Source organism: Flavimobilis sp. BM9 (assembly GCF_058313055.1).
Genome location: NZ_JBZEMO010000009.1, coordinates 1 through 23772, shown reverse-complemented (window position 1 = coordinate 23772; position 23772 = coordinate 1). Strand labels below are relative to the sequence as shown.

26 protein-coding genes are annotated in these 23772 nt (G+C 67.7%); 13 read left to right on the top strand and 13 right to left on the bottom strand.

Annotation, left to right across the window (positions count from 1 at the left end):
- Nucleotides 1-8: 8 nt before the first annotated feature.
- From AC4F3Q_RS13300 to AC4F3Q_RS13285, 4 genes are all read left to right on the top strand, one after another.
- On the top strand, nt 9-410 hold the full coding sequence (locus AC4F3Q_RS13300) for a four-helix bundle copper-binding protein (protein WP_098457607.1): 402 nt from the start codon (nt 9-11) through the stop codon (nt 408-410).
- 96 nt (nt 411-506) lie between these two features.
- Nucleotides 507-1148: a DUF305 domain-containing protein gene (locus AC4F3Q_RS13295; protein ID WP_491040386.1), complete on the top strand. Its 642-nt coding sequence runs from the start codon at nt 507-509 to the stop codon at nt 1146-1148.
- A 118-nt stretch (nt 1149-1266) separates the two neighbouring features.
- A complete protein-coding gene (locus tag AC4F3Q_RS13290; protein ID WP_491040385.1) occupies nt 1267-3426 on the top strand; it encodes a heavy metal translocating P-type ATPase in 2160 nt (719 codons plus the stop codon).
- 53 nt (nt 3427-3479) lie between these two features.
- A complete protein-coding gene (locus AC4F3Q_RS13285; protein WP_491040384.1) occupies nt 3480-4061 on the top strand; it encodes a CueP family metal-binding protein in 582 nt (193 codons plus the stop codon).
- Nucleotides 4062-4346: 285 nt separating this feature from the next.
- Here AC4F3Q_RS13285 and AC4F3Q_RS13280 read toward each other — a convergent pair whose 3' ends face one another.
- The 5 genes from AC4F3Q_RS13280 to AC4F3Q_RS13260 all read right to left on the bottom strand — a co-directional run bounded on the left by AC4F3Q_RS13280 (nt 4347) and on the right by AC4F3Q_RS13260 (nt 7843).
- Nucleotides 4347-4574, bottom strand: a complete 228-nt coding sequence (locus AC4F3Q_RS13280) for a DUF6225 family protein (RefSeq protein ID WP_491040402.1) — start codon at nt 4572-4574, stop codon at nt 4347-4349.
- A complete protein-coding gene (locus AC4F3Q_RS13275) occupies nt 4522-4872 on the bottom strand; it encodes a transposase (protein WP_491040401.1) in 351 nt (116 codons plus the stop codon). Before AC4F3Q_RS13275 ends, AC4F3Q_RS13280 begins: the two co-directional genes overlap by 53 nt.
- A 185-nt stretch (nt 4873-5057) precedes the next feature.
- A complete protein-coding gene (locus AC4F3Q_RS13270) occupies nt 5058-5354 on the bottom strand; it encodes a type II toxin-antitoxin system prevent-host-death family antitoxin (RefSeq protein ID WP_491040383.1) in 297 nt (98 codons plus the stop codon).
- A 266-nt stretch (nt 5355-5620) separates the two neighbouring features.
- Entirely contained in the window at nt 5621-5947 is a 327-nt protein-coding gene (locus tag AC4F3Q_RS13265) for a hypothetical protein (RefSeq protein ID WP_491040382.1), read from the bottom strand.
- A 1653-nt stretch (nt 5948-7600) separates the two neighbouring features.
- Nucleotides 7601-7843: a hypothetical protein gene (locus AC4F3Q_RS13260; RefSeq protein WP_491040381.1), complete on the bottom strand. Its 243-nt coding sequence runs from the start codon at nt 7841-7843 to the stop codon at nt 7601-7603.
- A gap of 119 nt (nt 7844-7962) precedes the next feature.
- Between AC4F3Q_RS13260 and AC4F3Q_RS13255 the strand changes: the two genes are divergently transcribed.
- Both AC4F3Q_RS13255 and AC4F3Q_RS13250 read left to right on the top strand, forming a co-directional pair.
- Nucleotides 7963-9528, top strand: a complete 1566-nt coding sequence (locus AC4F3Q_RS13255; RefSeq protein ID WP_491040380.1) for a Fic family protein — start codon at nt 7963-7965, stop codon at nt 9526-9528.
- A 51-nt stretch (nt 9529-9579) separates the two neighbouring features.
- A complete protein-coding gene (locus tag AC4F3Q_RS13250; RefSeq protein WP_491040379.1) occupies nt 9580-9702 on the top strand; it encodes a hypothetical protein in 123 nt (40 codons plus the stop codon).
- A 46-nt stretch (nt 9703-9748) separates the two neighbouring features.
- Here AC4F3Q_RS13250 and AC4F3Q_RS13245 read toward each other — a convergent pair whose 3' ends face one another.
- Nucleotides 9749-10462: a MerR family transcriptional regulator gene (locus tag AC4F3Q_RS13245; RefSeq protein WP_491040378.1), complete on the bottom strand. Its 714-nt coding sequence runs from the start codon at nt 10460-10462 to the stop codon at nt 9749-9751.
- A gap of 464 nt (nt 10463-10926) precedes the next feature.
- Here AC4F3Q_RS13245 and AC4F3Q_RS13240 point away from each other — a divergent pair, with 464 nt between their 5' ends.
- Nucleotides 10927-11676, top strand: a complete 750-nt coding sequence (locus AC4F3Q_RS13240; RefSeq protein WP_491040377.1) for a TIR domain-containing protein — start codon at nt 10927-10929, stop codon at nt 11674-11676.
- 298 nt (nt 11677-11974) lie between these two features.
- Here the strand turns inward: AC4F3Q_RS13240 and AC4F3Q_RS13235 are convergent, their stop codons facing one another.
- On the bottom strand, nt 11975-12922 hold the full coding sequence (locus AC4F3Q_RS13235; RefSeq protein WP_491040376.1) for a hypothetical protein: 948 nt from the start codon (nt 12920-12922) through the stop codon (nt 11975-11977).
- 112 nt (nt 12923-13034) lie between these two features.
- Between AC4F3Q_RS13235 and AC4F3Q_RS13230 the strand changes: the two genes are divergently transcribed.
- Nucleotides 13035-13451 carry a hypothetical protein gene (locus tag AC4F3Q_RS13230; RefSeq protein WP_491040375.1) on the top strand — a complete coding sequence of 139 codons (417 nt, stop codon included), beginning with the start codon at nt 13035-13037 and terminating at the stop codon, nt 13449-13451.
- 57 nt (nt 13452-13508) lie between these two features.
- Here the strand turns inward: AC4F3Q_RS13230 and AC4F3Q_RS13225 are convergent, their stop codons facing one another.
- The gene (locus tag AC4F3Q_RS13225; RefSeq protein ID WP_491040374.1) at nt 13509-13940 is read right to left on the bottom strand and encodes a hypothetical protein; all 432 of its coding nucleotides are present in this window, start codon (nt 13938-13940) and stop codon (nt 13509-13511) included.
- The gene (locus AC4F3Q_RS13220) at nt 13937-14776 is read right to left on the bottom strand and encodes a ParA family protein (RefSeq protein WP_491040373.1); all 840 of its coding nucleotides are present in this window, start codon (nt 14774-14776) and stop codon (nt 13937-13939) included. The genes AC4F3Q_RS13225 and AC4F3Q_RS13220 overlap by 4 nt, the downstream gene beginning before the upstream one ends.
- 172 nt (nt 14777-14948) lie before the next feature.
- Between AC4F3Q_RS13220 and AC4F3Q_RS13215 the strand changes: the two genes are divergently transcribed.
- Both AC4F3Q_RS13215 and AC4F3Q_RS13210 read left to right on the top strand, forming a co-directional pair.
- Nucleotides 14949-15839, top strand: coding sequence for a ParA family protein (locus AC4F3Q_RS13215; protein ID WP_491040372.1), 891 nt, complete (start codon nt 14949-14951; stop codon nt 15837-15839).
- 119 nt (nt 15840-15958) lie between these two features.
- Nucleotides 15959-16288: a hypothetical protein gene (locus tag AC4F3Q_RS13210; protein WP_491040371.1), complete on the top strand. Its 330-nt coding sequence runs from the start codon at nt 15959-15961 to the stop codon at nt 16286-16288.
- A 259-nt stretch (nt 16289-16547) separates the two neighbouring features.
- On the opposite strand, the gene AC4F3Q_RS13205 is transcribed toward AC4F3Q_RS13210, so the two are convergent.
- The 4 genes from AC4F3Q_RS13205 to AC4F3Q_RS13190 all read right to left on the bottom strand — a co-directional run bounded on the left by AC4F3Q_RS13205 (nt 16548) and on the right by AC4F3Q_RS13190 (nt 20726).
- Nucleotides 16548-18524 carry a hypothetical protein gene (locus AC4F3Q_RS13205; RefSeq protein ID WP_491040370.1) on the bottom strand — a complete coding sequence of 659 codons (1977 nt, stop codon included), beginning with the start codon at nt 18522-18524 and terminating at the stop codon, nt 16548-16550.
- Between the two features lie 195 nt (nt 18525-18719).
- Nucleotides 18720-18974: a hypothetical protein gene (locus tag AC4F3Q_RS13200; protein WP_491040369.1), complete on the bottom strand. Its 255-nt coding sequence runs from the start codon at nt 18972-18974 to the stop codon at nt 18720-18722.
- Nucleotides 18975-19342: 368 nt separating this feature from the next.
- Nucleotides 19343-19975, bottom strand: a complete 633-nt coding sequence (locus AC4F3Q_RS13195) for a ribonuclease D (RefSeq protein ID WP_491040368.1) — start codon at nt 19973-19975, stop codon at nt 19343-19345.
- A 13-nt stretch (nt 19976-19988) separates the two neighbouring features.
- On the bottom strand, nt 19989-20726 hold the full coding sequence (locus tag AC4F3Q_RS13190) for a hypothetical protein (RefSeq protein ID WP_491040367.1): 738 nt from the start codon (nt 20724-20726) through the stop codon (nt 19989-19991).
- A 249-nt stretch (nt 20727-20975) separates the two neighbouring features.
- On the opposite strand from AC4F3Q_RS13190, the gene AC4F3Q_RS13185 reads away from it, so the two are divergent.
- The 3 genes from AC4F3Q_RS13185 (at nt 20976) to AC4F3Q_RS13175 (ending at nt 23649) form a co-directional block, all read left to right on the top strand.
- On the top strand, nt 20976-22037 hold the full coding sequence (locus tag AC4F3Q_RS13185) for a tyrosine-type recombinase/integrase (RefSeq protein WP_491040366.1): 1062 nt from the start codon (nt 20976-20978) through the stop codon (nt 22035-22037).
- Between the two features lie 80 nt (nt 22038-22117).
- Nucleotides 22118-23059 (top strand): hypothetical protein, encoded by a 942-nt coding sequence (locus AC4F3Q_RS13180; RefSeq protein WP_491040365.1) that lies wholly within the window; start codon nt 22118-22120, stop codon nt 23057-23059.
- A 224-nt stretch (nt 23060-23283) separates the two neighbouring features.
- Nucleotides 23284-23649, top strand: coding sequence for a hypothetical protein (locus AC4F3Q_RS13175; protein ID WP_491040364.1), 366 nt, complete (start codon nt 23284-23286; stop codon nt 23647-23649).
- Nucleotides 23650-23772 lie beyond the last annotated feature (123 nt).

Sequence of the window (23772 nt, the reverse complement as noted above, 5' to 3'; positions counted from 1 at the left end):
GGAACGACGTGAAGACCACGGAGATGCTCGAGACCTACCCCGCAACCATCAACCTCGACCGACAGTTGCTGGCCCGCGTCATCGAGACCCTCGTCGCCTGCTCGCAGGCGTGCACCGCGTGCGCGGACGCGTGCCTGAGCGAGGAGATGGTCGCGGACCTGCGCAAGTGCATCCGGTCCAACCTCGACTGCGCCGACAGCTGCGCGGCCACGGCGCGGATCCTGTCCCGCCACACCAGTTACGACACCAACATCACCCGGGCCCACCTCGAGGCCTGCATCGCCGCCTGCCGGGCGTGTGGTGATGAGTGCGAGCAGCACGCGGGCATGCACGAGCACTGCCGCGTCTGCGCCGAGGCGTGCCGGGACTGCGAGGCCGCCTGCGCCGAGCTCCTCGCGGCCATCCGCTGAGCGTGGTCGCGCGGTGCCGCCGGGCAGCGCGCCCGCAGCACCGCGTGAGCCCGCCCGGCACCCCAGCACGTAGCAGCAAGACGAGGAGGCGCAGCGATGTCTATGCACAGCGAGCACGATGGCGAGTCGAAGAAGGAGGACAACGACGGTGACGACGCCAGCCGCCGGGGTGAGCACCACAGCGGTGGGCAAAGCCATCAGATGAAGGGCATGTACCTGCGGTTCACCGCCATGATCCTCACCGCCATGGTGGTCATGTACTTCGTGATGTTCGTCGGCTCGTGGGAGCTCGACCACGTCCGGTTCAGCCAGAGCCGCGTCTTCATGGCGGTCACCATGGGCGGCACCATGGGCCTGATCATGCTTGCCTGGATGCTGAACATGTACAAGAACGCCAAGGCGAACATCGCGGTCGTCGCCGTCAGCGTGCTGCTCCTCGTCGGCGGCGTCGTGCTCGACCGCAGTCAGGCCACGGTCGGCGACACCGCGTTCATGCGCGCGATGATCCCCCACCACTCCCTGGCGATCACCCGCTCGGAGCGGGCGCAGATCGACGACGTCCGGGTGTGCAGGCTCGCCGTCGAGATCATCGAAGCCCAGCAGCGGGAGATCGCCGAGATGGACTGGCTCATCGAGGACATCGAGCGCAACGGCATCGCGACGACGGCGGCCGAGGCGGAGGCACGCCCCGTACCGGGCGTCGAGGGCACCGCGCTCCGCTCGTGCCCGGCCCCCTGATCTGACCCATCCGTCGTCGAGCGTTGCGACGACGGGAATACCCGCCGCGCGTGCGCAGTTCCTCGCCATACCCCCGAGGGGTATATTCGATGCGAAGCACGGGTCGAGGAGAAGAGCTATGAGCGACGCGCACCAGAGCCACGACATGCACGGCGGCCATCACAACCGTGCCGGCCATCGGGATGATCGGACGGCCGGCGAGACGGATCTGCGCGCTCAAGACCGCCACGGCGGGCACGGTGCGCACGGCGGAAATCACGGTGACCACGTGGCGCTGTTCCGGCGCCTGTTCTGGATCAATCTCGCGCTGGCCGTGCCGGCGGTGCTGCTCAGCGGGATGTTCGCCGACCTGCTCGGGTACAGCCTCCCTGACGTCCCGGGGCTCGCCTGGGTCGCGCCGGTCCTCGGCACGGCCATCTACCTGTGGGGTGGACGGCCCTTCCTCACGGGGGCCGTCGCCGAGCTCCGGGGCCGCAAGCCCGGGATGATGGTGCTCGTCGGGATGGCGATCACCGTCGCGTTCGTCGCCTCCTGGGCGGCGACCCTCGGCGTGCTCTCGCACGAGCTGGAGTTCTGGTGGGAGCTCGCCCTCCTTGTCGTGATCATGCTGCTCGGCCACTGGCTGGAGATGCGGTCGCTGGCGCAGACCTCTTCCGCCCTCGACTCCCTCGCGGCGCTCCTCCCTGACGAGGCGGAGAAGGTCGACGGCGACTCGGTCGTCGCGGTGCCGCCGTCCTCGCTCGTCCTGGGAGACGTCGTCGTCGTCCGCCCGGGTGCTCGGGTCCCGGCGGACGGGCAGGTCGTCGACGGCGCCGCCGACGTCGACGAGTCGATGATCACGGGCGAGTCGCGGCCCGTACGTCGGACCGTCGGCGACCAGGTCGTCGCGGGGACGGTCTCGACCGACAGCGCCCTGAGGGTGAGGGTCGACGCCGTCGGTGACTCGACCGTGCTGGCCGGGATCCAGCGTCTGGTCGCGCAGGCGCAGTCGTCCACGACGCGTGCGCAGCTGCTGGCCGACCGCGCCGCCGGGTGGCTGTTCTGGTTCGCCCTGGTCGCCGCCATCATCACCGTCGCGATCTGGAGCGCCGTCGGCACACCGGACTTCGCGATCATCCGCGCCATCACGGTCCTCGTCATCGCCTGCCCGCACGCCCTCGGGCTCGCCATCCCGCTGGTGGTGTCGATCTCCACCGAGCGCGCTGCCCGCGGCGGCGTGCTGATCAAGGACCGCGCCGCACTCGAGCGGATGCGCGTGGTGGACACCGTCCTGTTCGACAAGACCGGGACGCTCACCAAGGGCGAGCCCGCCCTGCACGACATCGCCACCACCGGGATCGGTGACGAAGAGCTCCTCGCGCTCGCCGCCGCCGCGGAGGCCGACAGCGAGCACCCCCTCGCGCGTGCGACCACCGCCGCTGCACACCACCGGGGGCTCAGCGTTCCCCGCGCCGAGGACTTCCGGGCCTCCACGGCGGTCGGCGTCTCCGCCACCGTGGAGGGACGCCGCGTCGCCGTCGGGGGGCCGAACCTTCTGACGGAGCACGGGCTCGCTCCCCTACCGGCGACCCAGCCCTGGTCCGATCGCGGGCAGATCGTGCTGCACGTGGTGGTCGACGGCCAGGTGGCCGGAGCGCTCGGGCTCGCCGACGAGGTACGTCAGGAGTCTCGCGAGGCGGTCGACGCCCTCCACGCACTCGGCATCCGCGTCGTGATGATCACCGGCGACGCCGAGCCGGTCGCCAGGGCCGTGGGTGCCGAGCTCGGCATCGATCAGGTGTTCGCGGGCGTCCGCCCCGAGGACAAGAGCAGCAAGGTCGCCTCCCTGCAGGGTGCCGGGCAGACCGTGGCGATGGTCGGCGACGGCGTGAACGACGCCCCCGCCCTCGCTCAGGCCGACGTCGGCGTCGCGATCGGCGCGGGCACCGACGTGGCCATCGCCTCGGCCGGGGTCATTTTGGCCTCGGACGATCCTCGCTCTGTCCTGTCCGTCATCCAGCTGTCCCGTGAGGGCTACCGGAAGATGACGCAGAACCTGTGGTGGGCCGCCGGCTACAACATCGCCGCGGTGCCCCTCGCCGCCGGTGTTCTCGCGCCGGTGGGGTTCGTCCTGCCGATGGAGATCGGCGCGATCCTGATGTCCGTGTCCACGGTCGTCGTCGCCGCCAACGCCCAGCTCCTACGACGTCTCGACCTGAGCCCGGAGGCTTCGACAGCCGCAGCTCACGAGGCCAAGCGTGTCGGGCCGCCGTCCCGGACGGCGGTACCGGCTGCCTGAGCAGACGCCCCCTTCATCGGACCTTCATCGTCCGGGGCCGTCGCTAGACGGAGTTGCGCGCGATCGTGAGCGAGGATCTCCATATGCGCTCTCGGTTCCACCTCGCCACCGTCGTCGTCACCAGCGTCGCTCTGCTCGCCGGCTGCTCCGCCACGACGTCGGACGATGACGCACTCGCCGGCCTCGGTCTCGACGGCTTGACCGGTCAGGAGATCGTCACGCAGCTCGACGCCTCCACCGAGAGCCGGCCACTCGACTTCACGGCATCCGTGCGCGAGGACGAGGTGCTCGTCGGCGACGGCACCACGGAGGTCGCTGTCCCGTTGGGCGACAACCAGTTCTACCTGTCGATCGCGCCGTACATCGAAACCACGCACGAGTGCTTCTTCCACAGCCTCGCCACCTGCCAGGGCGAACTGGTCGACGAGCCCGTCGATGTGAAGATCACCGACGCCGGCGGTGCGGTTCTCGTCGAGGAAAGCGCCACGACCTACTCCAACGGGTTCGTCGGCTACTGGCTTCCCGAAGACGTCGAGGGCACGATCGAGATCATCCAGGGCGACCTGAGCGGCAGCGTTCCGTTCAGCACGACCGAGGGCAGCCCGACCTGTGTGACCACCCTCCAACTCACCTGATCGACACGGCCGCTCCGAGCGGGCTCGGCCTCCCTCAGCTCCGCGGCATTGGGCCCAGGTCGGCCTCAGCAGCCACAGGTCCAAGTCGCGGGCGACAGTCCGCGTGCGGTGCGGTCATGACCCTGCGCTGTCGAAGAATCGCCACAGCTCCCAGACGAAACGCCCGGCCCTGGACCGCCACCTAGCACCGGCAGGAGACCGTCATCTTCCGCTGGAAGTCACACACGAGGAGATACCCTCGCCCGGCTCTACTGCCCGCTGACCACCAAGCGACGCCGGGTCACGTCAGCTCTCTGGGCCGGCGGTGATCGGATACTCCTGCCTCTCGAAGATCGGGTCAGATGGATCGATGTCCATCCCGAAGCCCACTCCGGTGACGGGTAGACGCCGTCGACTGCTGCCGGACTTGTCAAGACAGACGTCGACGACCAGGAGTGTCTCGTCTGGGACGGCGACGAGCTCAGCGCGCAACTGCCCTACGGTCCACTGCGCCGGCTCTTCCGGATGGGTCACGCTGTGCACTCCAACCCTTGCTTGTGGCCACGTGCCTTGGCGTGCGCCAGTTGGCGCCTGATGTGGCGTTCGCTCGCCGCAGCTCACGGTTCTCACGCTCGAGAGCGGCGAGACGTTCGGCGTCGGCGGTCGTGGCGCCTGGGCGGGTGCCGGCGTCGATCTCGGCGCGCTGGACCCAGCCGCGCAACGTCTCGGGGTAGATCCCGAACTGGTCGCCGATGCGCCGGACGCCGAGCTGGGATCCTTCTTCGCTTCGAGCACGAGCCGGATCGCACGTTCGCGAAACTCGTCGGGGCACTTCCTGGCTGCTGCCATGACTCTCATCCTCCGTGGATTGAGAGCCTCTACGAAACCCGGGGCGGTTCAGCTCCGAGGCCGGACCGAGGAAGGCTACTTCGTAGCCAAGCGTCACCTGGCGTGGGTGGGTCGAGACCTTCCCACACGTCCTGCATGACTGAAGGGGACCGAGACGTCTCGCGTCGCTCAGGCCTCGTCCTCGAGGTCGATACCGAACTCGGCTGCAACGTCGGCCAGGTCGTGCCGGGCCCCGGAGTCGGTGAAACTGCGGACGGTCGCGATCGCGAGCATCCTGACGTCCTCCTCGAGCTCTTCGAGCCGGCTGAGGCGGTCCATGATGTCCATCGGGACGATGGCGACGGCGGGGACGCCCTTCTTGATGACGACCCGGATGCGACCGTCGTCGGCGACCTCCGTGACGATCCGTCCGAACGAGCGAGCGGCCTGGCTGACGCTGACGAGGTCTTGCGTGTTGGTGCGCATCGCGAGCCTCCTTCGGAACGTGCAGTGGCTGAGATGGAGCATAGGACCTGGGCTAGGTGTTCGGGACTGCTGCACGGATAGGTGACACCAACCGGTGCTGACCAACGCCGCTGTTCTGGGTCGTCAGGTCGCCTCACGGGCCGCGAGCGGCACCCGCATGCGGATCTCCAGCGCGCACTTCCCCACAAGACCCTGGAGGATCTCACCTGCCTCGCAAGGACTCGAGAGTCGGACAGCAAGTCGAGTACGCGCGATGAGCGTTCGGCTCAGCCAGCCTGGGAGGCACGCATCTTCGCGTCCTCGTACCAGCGCTCGACAACCTCGATCGCGTCGTCGAGGCAGTCGAAGTAGTTCACTCGCGCGGCCGAGAACACCGACGACGTGACGATGACGTTCTCGATCTGGGGCACCTGGCTGAGGTCGGCCGGATTGTGCTGGCGGTACCAGAGGTTGCCGAAGTCGAGTTGGATGAGTCCCTCGTTGGACCCGAGCTTGATGCGCTCGGTGGACCCGAGACTCAGCCCGTACGCCTCGTAGGCGTTGTCGAGGAGAAGCGCCAGCGTGCGCAGCTTGGCAAGGTCGGATTCATTCATGCGGGCTCCTCGATCGGTGGACGTGGTGGAAGCAGCTCTACAACGACGCTACCTACGAAGGTGTCTCAAAATGCCGAGTACGACAGACGACTTTCCGTGGACGACGACTACCCAGGCGACGGCGCCCGAAACGTCACACCTGCCCCATTTGCGGGCGCCGTGTAGCAGAAGTGTGATCCAAAAGTGCTACAGCGTGATCACACCGGAAAGCCCCTGTGACCTGCGAGAACGCATGGATCGACTCGGATGGATGTAGCACTTTATTCTGCGGCGAAGCCAGGAAGTGCTACACGACAGCAGGCGGCTGAACTGCGAAAACGCGGTCGAGGACATGCGTTTGTAGCAGATGTAGCACTTTTCCAAGCGTCCGCATACGTACGCATGCGTACGCACACGCGCACGCGGGGACCTGAGAATCCGTGCGACATCTGCTACATCTCCCCGTTCACACCCCCATACGTGCAGGTCAGGGGGCTATCGGCATGTCGCAGATCTTGCGAGTCGTTTCGGCAACTTCGCGACACACACTCCGGCACCTCGCTACTACTGGCCAGTAAAGGCCCAGGTCAGCGGCGCTCGGGATGCTCTCGCGAAGTGCGGCGCACGTAGCACTTTCCGCTGCCATCGGTGCTACACGTCCCCGGCGCGGCGAAGGGGCCACGCCGCCACTGCATCCGCGTAGCGAGGCACCGCTGGTGCCTCGCACGAGTGAGCTGCGCAGCAGTCGCGACGTGGCCGTCCACGCGCAGGGTGGCAGGACCCGAGAGACGTCCCCCAGGGTCGTCGTCGAGGGCAAGGAGAGAGCGCAGCGAACGACGCACTCGGGCGCCAAGGAGCGCAGCGACGCCGGGACGAGGATGCCCCGGAGCGCAGTTAGGGGGTCCAAGTCGGATGTCGGCTATGCCGACCACCGGAGCGCAGCGAGGTGTCAATTTTGCTTATGCTCTGTGGCCTCTTCTGGAGCATCGGATGCTTCAGCGGTCGATCGACGCCTGGATTCATGCGCTGACCTGCGAAAACAGGTCGTATACGGGTGACCCGTATACGGGTCCATCTCACCCCTATACCCGTATCCAGGTCAACTCCGTTGCCCCTGTTTTGCAGGCGTGAGGCGCTGCGACGTGTATACGGGTCGCGAAGCGAAGTGCCACCCTGGATACACGTCGGTTTCTGGCTCGCCATGTTGCCGCATCTGGGCCTCCCGCCACCTGGATCCGTCTCCGTCGGAGGCCTCGTGCGCTTGCCGTGACCGGGCGTCCGCGCCCGGTCCCCTTGTCGCCAAGCATGGATCGTTCTTTGCTCAAGGGCGGTGCAGCCGCCGCACCTCGCTTGGATGACCCGGCGCCGGGCTCCGTCGAGGCGTCGGGTTCCTGGGCGGCGCCCGCGGACACCGCAGGGGTGCTTCGGGATGCTCAACGGCCCCCGACTGAGCCGCGCTCGGTGCGCGAAGCGTGCAGCAATCCTCATCGGATCGTGCATCGATGCTGCATCGTTGCTGCGCGCGTGGTGCAGGGCCGCTCATCGCCTGATGATCGGGTAGTGCACCGATAGTGCTCGATCTCTGATCGAGCGTTGCACCGAGCGTGCCGGTCATTTGCTGGGCTCCATGGAGCGGCTCATCGGATCGTGCACGAGTCGTGCACGGCTGCTGCATCACTGTTCGGGGGCCTGGCGGGTCCCGAGAGGGGCCCGCCGGGCGATGTCGCTGGATCGGTGGCAGCCGCCCTGCTCGTGGTGCTCGCGGTGCTCGAGCTCCGTCGAGAGCGCCTCTCCACGACCCGTGCCTCGGGTGAGCGCAGCGGGCAGTCGCAGCGCGAGCCTCCGTGCGAGCGCCCGCTGGTGCTGGAGGTCGACGTCGACGTCGACGTCGACGACAGCGTGCTCGCTGCTCGTCAAGACCGCCCCTGTCTCATCTTTTTCCCAAAGATCGCGTCGCTTCGGGATACCATTTTCCCAGAGAACGCGTCGCTCGGGCTTCTGGGCTCGTCTTTTTCCTTACAACGCATCGGAGGACCGTGGCTGTTCTGCTCGCTGAAGACTTCACCTCGCCGGCTGCTCGTCAGCGCCAGCTCAAGGCGGGCAAGATCGTCGCGCTCGGGAGAGGGATCTGGACCGACGAGACTGCGGCCGCGCCCGAGGAGGTTACGGCGCGGCGGTGGCGGGAGATCTTGGCGCGCACGATGCCGGGTGCGGTGGTCACCTACCGCAGCGGGTTCGCGCTGAAGCCCGTGAACGGCGAGCTGTTCGTCTCCCACCCGACGACGCGATCGCTGGTGCTGGCGGGTCTGACGATCTACCCGGACGGCCACGAAGACTACCGCCGCCCGGATGATGTGCCGCTGGACCCGACGGGTCTCGTCTTTGGCGCGAGCCGGGCCAGGGCTCTGGTGGACAACGCCGAGCAGCGAGGCCGTCCCGGGCGTGTGCGCCGGCGCCTGAGCGCCGAGGAGCTGCACGAGCAGGTGGCAAACATCGTCACGACGTCGACGCCACGCCAGCTGGAGAACATGCTCGCGCAGATCGACGAGCAGGCGAACCGCCAGGCCGCGACGTCGATCCGCGCGATCGTCGACGCTGCCCGCGGCGTCGGTCCGGCCCTGCCCACCGACTCGCGCGCCTTGGCGGCGGCTCAGCGCGGAGAGCGCTACGACCATGCTCGCGTCGCGCTGTTCCGGCAGGTCGCCAGTGCGCTGTCGCGTCAGCACTTGGTGCAGCGCTACGTCAACGACGAGCCTCGAGCCGCCTTCGTGCCGTTCTACGAGGCGTACTTCTCGAACTACATCGAGGGCTCCACGCTGACGATCAGCGAGGCCGAGCGGGTGGTCTTCGACAAGGCTGAGGTCGGCAAGCCTGACGACGCGCACGACATCTCAGCGACCTGGGAGATCGTCTCCGACATCGATGAGATGTCGCAGGTGGCGCGCGACGCGGACGACTTCATGGAGATGCTGCGCGGGCGGCACGCGACGATGATGGCCGCACACCGGCACAAGGGGCCGGGGCAGTGGAAGACCGAGGAGGTCTCGGCGGGTGCGACCGTGTTCGTCCACCCGGACCTGGTGCCGGGGACGCTGCGGGCCGGCTGGGAGATCGGCGCTGAGCTGACCGACCCATTCCAGCGGGCGGTGTACATGATGTTCCTAGTCAGCGAGGTCCACCCGTTCCTCGACGGCAACGGCCGCTCGGCCCGTGTGGCGATGAACGCCGAGCTCGTGCCGCACCACATGCACCGCATCATCGTGCCGACGGTGCTGCGCAACGACTACGTCTCGGGCCTGGTGCGCGCCACCGCAGGCAACGGCCCCGACGGCCTGTACCGCGTGCTCGACTACGCGCAGCGATGGGTGGCCATCGGCGAGTTCGCGGACCTGCCTACTGCGCACCGCTACCTGCGCGTCACGAACGCCACCGTCGACTCGGGCGTGGCCGCGGTCGAGGGCATCCACCTGAAGATCCTGCGGCCCGGCGAGCTGTTCGAGCTGCCCGACGCCGAGCACTACCAGCCGACGACGCTGAGCGGCGAGAACCTGGCCCCCGACGTCTTCGGCGCGATCGCAGCGCCCACGGCGACAGACGTCTGAGGGAAGACCGCGAGGCGCGGAGGCTCGAGGGGATCCGCGCATACGAGGACGGTGGCGGCCCGCCTCAAGACCCTGCTGGCGAAGACGCTCACCGCTCTGGTTCGGGCCCTGGCGCGCCTCGCCGCCCGCCAGGCGTTCGAGGCGTTCATCGAGCTGGTGAGCTGGCTCTTCTGAAACGAAGAAGCGGCCTCGGGTCTTGTCGACCCGAGGCCGCTCCAGGTCAGTCTCGAGCGCGGCCGGCCCCGTGCACCCAGAAGTTCCGGGACGCCTGCTGTTCCCGGGGGTGGATGCTCTCGGCGAGATCCGCGGCGACGACGGCTGGCATGATCTCTGGGCGGGGCATCCTCGTGGTGACGCACGCGATGATGACGGCGCCGTAGGTGACGTCGTCGCTGAGCATGTGCAGTGCCCGGACGTCCTCGAGGTCGTCCGCGTGGACGTAGACCCGCAGGTGGTCGAGCTCGGCGGCAGGCGTCACCGTGGAGATGCCGGACGCCGGGTGCCAGGCGCCCGCGACAACGAGACGGTCGTCCTCGAGCAGTGTCGACGGGTCGACGGATGCGAAGAAGCGACGCTGCGCCCGAGCGCTGAGCAAGGTCCGGGCTCGCAGCGCGGGATCTTCGTCGGCCGCGATGCGGTCGAGCTCACGACGGCGCTGCGACAGCGTGCGCGGTGTGAGCCCGGTGGGCACGACGCCGGCGGCCAGGTGCAGCACGTCCCAGGCTGCGTCGTGCGTCAGAGGTCGCCCCGGTGCCTTGCGTGGCTGGAGCGCTTCGGTGCGCAGCAGGTAGCGACCTGAGGCCTGGGTGGCCGGGAGCTGGCCGGCCTCGATCATCTGGAGCACGCGCAGACGGCTGACGCCCATGATCTGCGCAGCGCGGTCCGTCGAGACGAGCTCGCTCGTGACCGGCGACCCCTGGGAGCGTGTGAACATGCAACAATCCTATATCAAGCAATAGTATTGTTGTGGATTGTGGCGCTACGGGCACAGTGCTCGTGGGGGCGCCGACGACTGCTTCAAAGACGAGAGACGGCTCGGCTCTGAAGAACCCGAGGCCGTCTCGATCAGCGGCCGAGCAAGCGAGCCCACACGGATGTGCGTGCCGACCGTTCGCGCTCGGACTCTTCCACGTCGATCAGCGGAGCCCGCGGAAGCCCTTCGACGTCGTGGCCACCCAGTCGAGTGCCCCGGCGCCGCTCAGCGAGGTAGCGAGGGTTCGCGGCAGCCGGCGCCGACGGGACTCGGCTCAGCCCGTCGAACACGTCCCGGGGGATGGTGCTGGCGAGACCAGCGGCTTCGACCACCTGCGCGATGGCGGCTCCGGGGAGACGAGGCGAGGCCATCCAGCGTCATACGATCATCACCGCTGGGAGTGCCGCTCAAGGAAACGAGAACGCGTGTCTAGGAAGCTCACCGTCTTCATTGGCTCTTCATCCGAGAGTGTCGACGTAGCGCGCGCGTTCCAAGTCGCCCTCGAGAAGGCGTCGCCCTGCGAGGCAACCCTCTGGGACCAAGGAACGTTCGTGGCTGGCCAGTACACGATGACCGACCTCTGGCGCTCCATGAGGGGATCTGACTTCGCGGTCATGGTCATGGCGGCTGACGACGTCGTAGAGAGCCGAGGCGTCGTTGGCAAGTCCCCCCGGGACAACGTGCTCTTCGAACTCGGGCTAGCCATGGGCACCCTCGGTCCGGAGCGCGTCTTCATGCTCAGCCCCACATTACCGGATCTGAAGATCCCGTCTGATCTCAACGGGATCACCCGACTCCCCCCTTATGACCCTGAACGTCGTCCCCGCGAAGCCGCCCTCATGGCTGCGACACTCGAGGCAGCAAAGGCAATCGAGCTGCACGGGCGACGTCTCTCACCTGCGCTTCACGGGTCGTCGCCCCAGAGGCACGATCCGCATCAGGTATTGGCCGCGGAACTCGCGATGATCCGACGCAGTGCCGAAGCCCAGGGCTGGCGCGTCGTGGGCGGCAACTCTGAGACGACGTTCCGGCTGAGGGACACGAAGGGCCGGAAGTTCTCATTCTCAGTTCCGAGCGACCCGGACACGGCTCGAGCTGACCTTCGAGTCTTCGCTCATACGCTGCGAGCAGCGGGTTTGCGTGTGAATCAGCGCGTTCGTCAACCACCATCGTGAAGGGGCCGGTTCTCCCGCGGGCCCGTTGCGGGTACTCCCGCGGGAGAACGTGCGCTCCAACCCAGCTTCCCCGCTGAGGGCCCTTTAGAAGGATGCCGCGCCCAGTGTCCGGCTCGCTTGCCTCAGTCAGAATCCGCGACGGAAGCCTCTGGCTTCAGCACGGCTGCGGCCACCTGGGCCGCGTCCTAGCGTCTGGCTTACTTGCCGGCGATGCAAGGCTACATGGGACGGCCACTCCCGTTCACCCAGGCGCCACATCCACCGGGCCCCGATCTAGACCCCCGGGAGTGAAGCACACCTAGGAAATAATGCGCCCGGGCCGAGGACGCCGCGGTCTCTTCAAAGGAAACACCTCGTGCCAGTCCTCATCGCCGGCGCGGCTGACGATCCTGACATGGAACTCTGGCAACTGTGGGCTACTACCCAGGCCGAGTGCGAACCTCCCGTAAGCACCCATCAGGATGGGGCCGATCTCGGCGACCGCCCCGTAGTCTCCACCTGCAGGTGCTACCGGATGGACAATTTGGTCCGAGCCAACGTCAGGAACAGGCTGGTGCACCAGCACCGACTCGAGATCCACGGGCCCGTCGTTCCTCACGCGGTAGATCGCCCCTGTCGCGTCATGGGGTACTGACTGCTCGAGCTCCACGAAGAGCCGTGGCTGTCGCTTGCGATGGTCTTCTGCCTGGTCGGCTTCCGCCGTCACGGCCGCAGCGCCTGCAGACCGTTCTGCTGCATCTGCGGCCCGCCTGGCCTGCTGAAGTGCCACGACTGCGATGGCGGCGCTGCCAAGTGCAACGACGTTAGCGATGATCCCCAGAACAAGCATGGGACCGACCATAGACCGTCGCGGAAAAGCAGTATGGCCCGGCACCGAGTGCCGGGCCATACTGCTGATCGCTTGCAGCACAACGGGCGCTGTGGAAACCTGGCCGCCGCACGGACCTGCCCGGTACGGCTGCGCCTTGGTGACTTCGACGAAGAAGTTCACAGCACGGTCCTCAGGACTCATGGCGGTGCGGCGTGCGACGAACGCCTCCAGCTGAGCGTCATCGATCGTGGCTGGCTCATGCTGAACGTGGATCGTGGCCACGACGACCCGGTCCTCATGGCTCCGCAGACGCCCAGGGTGGATCGCACCGCTGCGCGACAGGGCAGCGTTGATCGCCTTGGCGAGGTCACCGTGGAGAGGTTGTCCGCGATGATCGATCACCACGCGGGCGGCGTCGCGCAGGTCTTCGAGCAAGGCCCACTCGGTGCCAATGGTCTCAAGGCGAAGCGCGACCGAATGAGGGCGTATCGAAACTCCCATGGCACGCGCTAGCACTCACGTCGCGGCGTGGCCTTAACCTTGCGTCATGGAGCTCATCCTCTCGATCGCCGCGATTGCGTTGAGCTTGATCTCGTTGCTGTGGCAAGTACGATCGCACGCGCTCGACGGTCACCGGATCAAGGTCTCCGTAGGGTCTGCCATACCCGTCGGCAGGTTGGCCCATCTACCAGATTGCATAGAGGTAGTCGCAGCAAACCTTGGCCGCAGCCCCGTCACCATCACCGAGCTAGCGATCGTTCTCCGTGATGGGAGTTCAGTACCGTTGCCCCTGATACTCATACCTGAGATCAGCGCACCTCTCCCTACTCGCATCGAGCCAGGCGACGACGCCACGTGGCGGTACCCCGATGCGGCAGGCATAGAGATCCAGCGGTCACGCGGCCGCGGTCGAATCCGAGTAGGGCTAGCCACGGGGAAGAAGCACTTCAGTCGCCGGCTCTAGGCTGCGGGTGGAGCTTGAGGCGGAACGCCTCGACTAGACCTTCAGGATGCGCGTGAACTAGTCCACCGATCCGGACTTTAGCCTGCGGTAGAAGTCCGCCACGATGAGCTCGAAGACTTCTCTCTGCGACCTGCCCGAGATTGCTGCCAACTCGAGGAACTGTTCCCTTGTCGCCGGTGAGGTGCGCAGGTACGTAGCCACAGTGGCCTCGGAACCGGACTTCGGTGCAGCGAACGATGCCAGGAGGTCGGCTGCATCCCGCGCCTTCTCCCCTTGGTTCTTGTTACCCCGCACAGGCTCGCCCTCCTTGGCCGTGCGATCGCTCGTCGATGGGACCGCCTCCGGCCGTGTAAGCGCAGCGGCTGCCACTGCCGGCTGGGCATAGGGCGCAACGCCCTGGACCGGCGGGGTGGACGGCACCATCGGATCACCCAACGGGGGTGCGACCCGGCGGCGGCGCGGAGTCGGGCGGTCGTCGGAGATGCTCATCGTGCCTCCACGGACGTTTCGGGCCACAGTCGGTCAACGAGGCCAGCAAAGGACTCGGTGATGACGCGGCCGTTGCGGTAGTCCCCCCACCAGACCTCACCCTTGCGTGCCTCACGCACAGCAACACGCTCGGGGATGAATGGCCGCAGGAGGAGGTCACCGAGGTCTTCCTCAAGTGCCGCGAGGGTGTCTCTTGCGTCCCGCGTGGTGACTGTGTCGGGCCAACGGGTGACGATGACCCCGCCCTCCGCCAGCTGGGGGTTGAGGGGGCTCATGGTGCGGAACCTGGAAACGTTGGACCTGGCCCATTCCACACCGGCTCGGCCGTCTTCGTCCGGGGTCGTCGTATAGACCACCCGGGTCGAGGCTGTCAGCGCCGATCGGATGAGGAAGCCGCCCTGGCGGTTGGGGGCATCGATAAGTACGACGTCCACGTCCCAGCCGGCCAGCGCGCGGCGCAGACGGAGTTCGCCGTACTCAGGACTCGTCTGCTCAAGCACGGCAAGGTCGCGGCTTCCGGGAACGAGCGCAAGAGCTGGGTGCCACGGGGTCGGCAGCGCGAGGTCCGCAGCAGCACCGTCGACGTCGTCGACTCCGAGGATCGCCCCGATGTGCTCGCCTTCTGGCACATCGACGCCGAGCCACACGGTCGCTGTAGCTCGGGGATCGAGATCGATAACCCCTACCTTCAGTCCGCGACTCGCGAGTTCACGAGCAAGACCAAGCGTGGCGAACGTCTTGCCCACTCCCCCCTTCTCTGAGGCGATGGTCATCACGTCGCGCAGGCCTCCCACGGAGGCATCGGCAGCCATCACGCTGGGGGTACTGGTCGTCATGACTTCATGCTGGCATGCAGACCAGCAGTCGTGCTGTATAGACACGCAGCCATCTATCTTGCGCTACTGCCTGCTATATATCTATCTATCAAGCGCCCCGGGTGTCATGCACACCCTGGCTGGCTAGCTCCACGATGAGACTCCCTGAAGACAACGGTCCCGGAGGCCACGCATGACTCAGACCATCTTGTTCGCGAACGACAAGGGCGGCGTGCAGAAGACTGGCGTCGTCGTCCAGACCGCGGCGGCACTCGCTCGACGAGGGCTCAACGTGCTCGTCGTCGACACCGACCCTCAGGCCAACGCCACCCGGCGCCTCGGGATCGAGTGGGGTCCAGCGAACCCGATCCCGTCGGTGTCCGAGGCGATCCAGGCGAACGTCGAAGGAGCTGGCCAGGGCGCTGTCATCGGATGCGGCTGGGTCGACGAGACGGGCAACCCGACGCCGGAGTCTGAGCTCGTCGACGTCATCCCGGCTCGGTTCGACCTGATCAACCGTGCGGGTGAGGCTGGGGGAGTCGGAGCGGTGCACCGACTGAAGAAGGCGCTGGGTGGGGGCTGGACTGGAGCCTACGACGTGGTGCTCATTGATGGCGCACGCGGATTGGGCCACCTAATGCAGATGGCGATGGCCGCGGCCGACGTCGTGGTCATCCCGTGTGACGCCGGCTACGAGAGCGTCGAGGGCGCGATCCGCATGCGCGACTTCCTCGCCGCACACGCCGAGGATTTGTCGAACCCGACACTGGAGGTCGCCGGTGTGGTCGTCACCCGCAAGCGCTCGACGGCAGAGGCCGAATTCCAGATCGAGGGCGTCAAGGAGCGGTTCGGAAACCTCGTGTGGTCGCTGCGCACCACCCGCACCCTGCCGGGCGGTGTGGTCCAGGAGCTCACGCCCGACTACATCCCGGAGTGGGCCCGGTTCGCCGAGGCTGACGCCGCCGCGGTGTCACTGAGCGCGTGGAACGACGATCGAGGGCGCACGACCACCGCCTTGTTCGACCAGGTCGCTCGCAACGTCGTCGAGCGGATCCTCGCCGAGACGTCTGCGAGCGTGTCGTGAGCGCGCCGGCACGGCGCAGGCCGGGGGCGGTGAGCCCCATCGTTCTCACGCCTGACCTGCAGCCGATCAAGACAGCCGCCTCAGAGGCCGAACGGGCCCCCGATGAGAGCTCGGCATCGGTGAACGAGCCTCATGTCGAGCAGAGCACTGCGGCCGAAGCAACTGGGTCCGCGCCGGCGTTTGCCCCTGCGACGTCCGCAGCACCCGTCGTCGCACCGGCCCCGAAGGTTCCTGCCCCGAAGGTCACCCGCACGTACAAGCTCGACCTCGACCTGATCCAGCGGGCGGAGACCGCCGTGCTGCGAGCCGGCGTGCACCGCTCGATGACGGGCATGGTGGCGGTCGCCCTCGAGCGCGAGCTCGAGCGCCTGGCGAACGAGCACAACGACGGGGTGCCGTATCCGCCGAACGAGGATCAGTTCCGCACCGGACGCCCGGTCGGGAGCTAGCGCCTACAGGCGGGGGTGGTCAGGACCGAGCCGAGAGCGCGAACCAGGAGTCGTCGAGGGGCGACCGTTCGTCACAGCATGTCGGCCTCCGTGCGCCAGACCACTCCCGCGGCCGCGGGATCGCCCTCGAGCAGAGCCCAGAACAGGGCTCGCACCGCTTGCTCATCGAGATCGTCCACCCAACGAGGATGCGGGGTGTGCGACCTGACACGCCACAGGCTGGCACGGGTTGTGGAAAGCCCCGCAGACGACCGCCCTCTCAGGCGGCTGCCGCCCAGGAGCGCTGCGTCGCTACGACAACGGGGTCGAAGCCGCGAGAGACCAGCGAGGCCGCCTTGCGCCACGAGCCTCGGCCGACGACACGAGGGAACGGTGCGAACACGGCGCCCGCCACACCGGCAGGGCCAGTGGGGCCGCCAGAGCCGCCAGAGCCGTCTACCTGCAGCGCACCCTGGCCGGGGAACGCCCGGCGCTTCGGGTCGGCGTGCCCCGGAGTGCGCATCCACGTCGTCTCCGCCTGCCACCACGCCCACACAGCCCGCTCGAGCGCGTAGCGGCGACGTCGTCGGGCGGTGATCCTCGACGTCCCTGCCGTCAGCGCGAAGACGTGGGCCGCGGCGAGCAGCCCAGCGAGCGACTCAGCCGGGTCGAGCCCGGCGAGCAGGCAGTCCTGAAGCAGCGTGGAGTCGTCGACGGCGGACGGAGGAGCGCTAGCCGGGCGGGGAGGGCCGTCAGCGGGGGAGGAGTGCCGCAGGTGGACGGTCGCCAGGGCGTTGCCGGCGGCGAGCCCCAGCCCGGCGGGGGCGAAGGCGTCGTGTGCGCAGACCTGCAGCCAGCGCTCGAGCTCACCGATGACCCCCTCACGCATAGCCGCACCAGCCCCAGGGGGCGCAGAGTGTGCTTGTGGCAACTCTTCAAGCCCTTCCCTGTGGATGATCGCCCGAGGTTCGATCGACCACACCGCTCCGTGGGGGCCTTCGGCTTCCTTGACCTGCCGGATCCAGCCCTCACCCTCGAGGCGCCACAGGGCCTGTCGCGCCGTCTCCCGGCTGATGCCGCACGTGAGCGCCAGGCGGCGGATGTCCGCCTCGACCTCAAGCGCGACGGCCTGCGCGGACCACAGCACCAGTGCCCGCAGCACGCGCTCGTCAGCAGGGCCGCCGCCGATCCGCCACCGGCCCGGGCACGCGCTCATCGCGTCGAGGACCGAGAGCCCTGCCTGAGCGATCGCGCGAGCACGGCGGTCGAAGTCGACGTCGTGCGTCGAGCTCGCAGGCACGGGAGTCGCAGCGACCTGTGCCACAGCACGGTTCCACTGGTGGATCAGGTGGCGGCCGCCGTCGCGCCGCGGCACACGCTGCGACCCGCGCACAGCGGTGCGCACGTGCTCGAGCCCAGGAGCGCGCTCCGTGAACGCGAGACGAGCTACGTCCTCGTAGCGCCAGCAGGCGCGAGCAGCGCCCAGGAGCACCCTCCAGGCGTCACGCGACGCATCAGCCACCTGCACCCGTGCAGCAGCCGCAGCAGACGCAGCCGGTAGCGCGCGCCGTACCCCTCGCAGGTACCGGCGCCCCTTGCCGTCCACCTCCACGTTCACGAGCTGACGAGGCGAGACGTCCGGCTGCACGAGGTCACGCGTGCGCTCGAGGACGAGCTGGTACAGGCGCAGGACGCTCTGCGGCGTCGTGTCGTGCTCGGCCCATGTGAACGGGTCGCTCAGGGGCACGGAGACGCCTCCTGTGCGGTGCGGGGCGCCCGGAGGGCGCACACAGCCGGCGGCAGGGTTGCTCAGGGCCGTGATGTCGAGCGAGGGGAGCAGGGTGGCGAGCCCGCGGGCCAGCGACCGCACGACGTCGGCCGCCAGGCCGTCAGGCACGCGCACCCAGACGTGGCGGCCGCCGCTGGGACCAGAGGCGCACACGAGGTGGTCGATCTCGGCGACGTCGAGCAGCTCGGTGAGCGTCGCGAGGTCGCTCTCGACCCGGTCACGCGCGGCGTCGGTTCCGTCGTGGGCGTCGAGGTCGAAGCACAGCAGGCGGAAGACGCCCGAGGCGTCAGCGAGCAGGACGGCCCAGGGGACGTCGGGGGCGGGGGAGGTCAGGGCCAGCGTGCTCGGGAAGGTGTTCGCGACGGCGCCGGAGGCATCACGAGGAGCCACGCGCACCCGCGGGCGCGGCGAGATCTGGCCGGACAGCGCCCAGGCAGCCTCGGGGGCGAGCGCGTACGAACTCGACACGCCGGGACTTATGCATACGCAAGCGCAAGCAGACCGTGTAATGATGGCTCCAACAACTTCATGAGGGCGCGACGAAGCCGCCAAGCTTCTGACCCTCATCTCCAGCCTTCGTCTCTTGGGCTTCGCAACCGCGACGAAGGTAATGACCTCGAGAACCCGATCTACTTGCCGGTAGGTCGGGTTCTCTGCTTCTGCTTAGCCGTCCGTGACGGGCGCCTCCTCGTCAGACTCGGACTGTGGACCGGTCAACGCAGCCTCAGGGGCAGCGTCAGACCCAGCTTCGGCGGGCAGGTCGAGGACCTCTTGGGCGTACTCGGTACCGAAGTTCTCGATCAGGAAGTCGGCCAGCCACAGGGGGCGGCCGCGCTCGTCAGTCTCGGTGCGACGCACGATCTGCTCGAGGTAGACCGACATGGAGATCCCCGCAGCGGCGGCCTGAGCAGCCGCCATCTGGTGGATCTCAACCGGAACGCGTCCTTGGAGCATCGCCAGTCCATCCACGCCATTGGCGCGGGTGCGCCTACGCGGCCTGGGCGGCAGCAGAGTGGTTGGGGCGACCATGACGCGAGCATCCCACGCATCAGGCGCGGATCGCGGCAATGCCGTCGCGTGTCGCTGACTTACATAAAGACATACTCGGCGACATCCGCAGCACTTGCTCTGACCTGGGACAGGATCGCGGGCCACCTCGGCGGGAAGGGCCCGAACCATCACGGGCTCGATGCCGTCTCACACTGGCCGCGAGTCCGGGACGGGAGCGTCTGGCCGAACCGTACCGAGATGGCCGTGGTCGAACCCTCTTGCGAGAGCCATCGACCTCAGTAGTCGAAAACGTCGCCGATGCCGAGAGTGTCGAGCTTCGCTCGGATTGGCAGGTACTCGAACGACGCATCGAGCGTGTCGGCGACCCCCCGTGCGATCGCTCGGCCGCGAAGCTCTGTGAGTAGCTGAACGAGGTAGCGCACATCGTTCGCGGCATATGCGAGCTGCTCGCGGGAGAGCTCGCGGGCCGACCAGTCCGACACCTGCTGCGTCTTGTCGATCGCGACGCCGAGTAGCCGTTCCAGAGTCGGCTTGAGTGAGTACATCTCACTGGCGAGGCCCGGTTCGACTATCTTCGCCGCGACCTTGGTGCAAGCGATGGATGCGGGTGCGACCTGCCACGTCTGGATGAGGAACCGCAGGTCGAACGGTGCGTGATGGAAGACCTTGGTGACCTTACGGTCCGAGAGAAGGTCGATCAGGCGTTCAGGACGATCGCCGGGACCCATCTGGACGATGGCGACCGAAGAGTCGGTGGCCAGTTGAATCGTGCGGATCTGGTCGGTCCGCCAGTCCAAACCTGTCGTTTCGATGTCGCACCCTAGCGACTCGGCCGTTCGGGCGCGTTCGAGCCACTCGTCATCGATGTCGGCACGCCGCACCACGACGTCTTGCTTGATCGTGGCCATGTGGGACTACCTCCTACCGAAGAGTGCTCTGATCGTGGATGGCGTCGATCTCCTGTCGCACGAAGGAGAACAACTCACCGCCCGTTACAACCCAGGTTGGCACAGACGTCCGACGTTCCCGACCGTGCGAGTACAGCGTGAGCACCGCTCGACCGTCGAAGCGGTAGGCGCTGAACAATGCGTCACCTGCCCTGACGTACACCTCCACTACTCCTCCGCCGGGCTGAGCGAGCGACTTGTACTCGGTGATCGCCTCGTTGATCTTCGCCACGACCGACTCCGGAGTGGTGTCAAAACGTTGGGCGAGGTTACTCATCGTTTGCAGATCGTCCGGGTCCGGGAGGAACACCCGGATGCGGGAGCTCTTCGCTCTCGCAACGCGTTGGAGACGTTGGCGGTGGGTGTTGCGCCAGGTGTTCGCGTAGGCCACGACGATGTCGACGTGGGCTGCTCCCTCGAATAGGTCACTCCACTCGACGTCGTCGAGGTACTGGTCGGTCACGCGCGTGATCCCGGAGTCCACGACGTCGGCGGAGAGCTTCGCCTTCGCGAACATCTCCGCGGCGAAGGTTCGCCGCCCGTACAGTTCCCACACGACCGTGAGCAAGCCGGTCGCGACAAGTAGTCCCCCGACCTGCCCCAGGAGCGCCTCCCAGATCCCCTCGGCCCAGCCCTGAACGGACAGGAACATGAGGAGGACCCCGGCGATGACGATCGCACCCGCACTCACGACCATCGCCAGGGAGGTCACTTTGGCCTCAATGGGCTGCCGCTCTCTGCGCACATCCTGAACATAGGGCCGACTCATCCGCAAGGGGCGTGAGCCGCGCCGGACCCGAAGAGGATGGCGGCGGCCCAGCTTGTATCCGGCCTACCGTCATCGATCAGGCCTTAGCAATGGCGTCCTATCCGGGGCGGTTCCGTCTCGCGCTCAACAGCGCCGCCAACGTATCCGCATAATGGCTGTTATCGCGGACACATCCGCTGCTAGGGTCGCGTGATGGAGATCGAGCGCTACGAGATGCCCACAGAGGGGGCGAATCCCCCAGGACGGGCGCTCGTGTCTCGTGCGCTCGTCGCAGAGGCCGTTGCCGACGCCGCGTTGGCTAATCCGACGCTCGTGCACCGGACCGTCGCGCGCTCCGTCGCGAGGGGGTCACACCGCACGAAGCAGCTCCGGCTCGAGCGCCTCGCCCGAGCGGTCATGGCGGCTGACGAGCGGATCACCGATCCGACCCGCGTGTGGGCCACCGACTTCACCGTGCTGCCGGTCGAAGCCTTCGAGGCGATCGACGCCGGCATCCGGCGCACCTGGACGTCGACCTCCACGCGCAACGCGATGCGAGACTCCGTGCGCTCCGTCGTGCGCGAGTCGCTCAAGGCCGGCCTGCTCACCCACGACGAAGCGACGCCGCGGCTGGCCGCCGTCACCCCCGAGAAGCAGCCGCGCAACGAGGAGAAGCAGTCACGCGGTCACCTGCCGGCTCGACGGGTCGAGCAGGTCTTCCACGAGCTCGCGCTCGACCCCTCTCTCACGGCCCGCCGCGATACCGCGCTCATCGCTCTACTGGTGGGTGCCGGCCTGCGCCGCGGCGAGGCGGTGAAGATCGACATGGCCGACCTCGACGAGTACCTCGAGTCCGTCGTCGTCACCGGCAAGGGCGGCGTCGTGCGCGACGTGCCCTTGGCCCCCGGCGTGCGCAGAGCGCTGCGGACCTGGATCGATCTGCGCGGCCGCGAGCCTGGGCCGCTGCTGGCTCCGATGAGCCGCACCGTCCCGCGCCGGCCGGTGCTCGAGCGGAGGATGTCGACTGACACCGTGGCCCAGGTCGTCGCGCGCCGTGTCGGCGACGACGTCGCACCGCACGACCTGCGACGCACCTTCACCGGCGATCTCCTCGAGTCGGGCGCCGACCTGTCGACCGCGTCGAAGGTGCTCGGTCACGTCAACCCCGCCACCACAGCCGGCTACGACCGCCGCGGACACGCCGCGCGCCGCGCCGCCGTCGAGCGACTCTTCGTCCCCGTCGAGGATCCGGTTGCCGAGACGACCGCGTCATGACGTGCAGGTGACCCCTGTTCCTCTGACTTCCGGCCATGCCAGACTCGCCCCGGCCACACCACGCGAGGGAAGGGGGCGCCATGGCACAGGTCGACACCGAGGTGCCGAGAGAGTTCCGCGACGCTGCGAGGCTCCTGCGCAAGGTCGTCGACGAGACGTACGCGCTGGCTGCCGCCGGGGGCCGTCCAGCGTGCCCCGGCAGCCCCGCGGAGATCGACTCTGCAGACACCTCCTTCGACGGAGCCTGGGGGCGACCGCTGTTCGAGCTAGAGAACGAAGTGTCAGCACGGCTCGCCGCGTGCGCTGACCACATGCTCGCGCTCGTCACCCTCACCTTCGAGCCTCGCGTCGTTCTCGCCATGGTCTCTGTCGTGCGCCCCTGCCTCGAGAACTTCGCACTCATCCACTGGCTCTTCGAGCCGGGTATCGATACGCGTGAGCGGGTTCGACGCCGCATGAACTTGCGACTGGACGCACTCAACGAGCAGGAGGCGCTCATCGGTTCACTCGGCCGCGGGCCGCGAGAAAACGTCGGGCGCCAGATCCTGGGGATCAGGTCATCAGCCCAGGCGCTCGGGTACTGCTGGACGACCGCTAAGTCGCGAAAGGCGGGGAAGCCATGGAAGCCGGGGGTCAAGCCTGATCGCTGCCTCGACAAGCGCGTGCCGTCGCAGCGCGAGCTGTTCCAGAGCATCTTCGCCGATGCGGCCGGCGAGGAGAATGGGCTGGGCCGGGCCCTGCAGTTCTTCACGAGCTCGGTGCTGCACGGGCAGCTGCACGGAACGGCTCAGCTCATCATCAGTGCCGAACCTTCCTTGGTCGACGGGATCGTGGATGCAGGCATCGGCCTCGACGGCGAGAGCTTCGCACAACTTTACGGCGCGGTGCTCCTCGCGGGCATCACGGCGATGGACCGGTGCGCGCAGTACTTCGGGTGGGACCTCACGCCCTGGAGGACGGCGACGCACGCCGCCGTGAGCGCGGTCGCTCCGTACCTTCGCAACGAGGAGCACTCCCTCTAGGAGCAGGGAACCTATCGCGGCACGCCGAGCAGTCCGGGGTAACCGCAGATGGTTGTTCAGCGGTCGGCGCCAGTGATCGCTCGCGGGGCGGACGGTGCCTCACATGTACCGCAACCGGCCGACAGAAAGAAGACCCCCGCACCCTGATCAGGGTGCGGGGGATCGAGCCGCTTCCATGCGGCATCTCCAGGGGATTCATGCGCGTCTTCCTGTAGCCTCGAGAGATGATTGACGCCATGTCGCGAGCCCACAGCAACTCGATGCGGAAGGACCTGCACGAGCTTGTGGGCGAACTCATCGAGGGACTGGGACCGACATTGGTCCAGGCCATGACCGGCACGAAGGACCGCTCGATGCCAGCCCGCTGGGCCCGCGCGGACGGCCCGGCGCCGCGCCAAACAGCCCAGGACCAGTTGCGCCTCGGCTACCGCGTCTGGTCGATGATGCGCGAGACCGAAGGTCCGCGGGTGGCTGCCGCATGGCTGTCCGGTGCGAACCCGCACCTTGAAGAGATGACCCCGATCACCGCGATCCGCGAGCTGCGCGCCGCCGCAGTTGTGGGGGCGGCAGAAGCATTCATCAACGACTGACCGAGACCTCTCACGTCGCTCAGGCCTCGGCGAGCAGGCGGGCGGTCAGGCGCGTACTGAGTCGCGGATCGTGATGGACGAGACGTGGGGGGGGGGGGGGCCCCCCCCCCCCCCCCCCCCCAC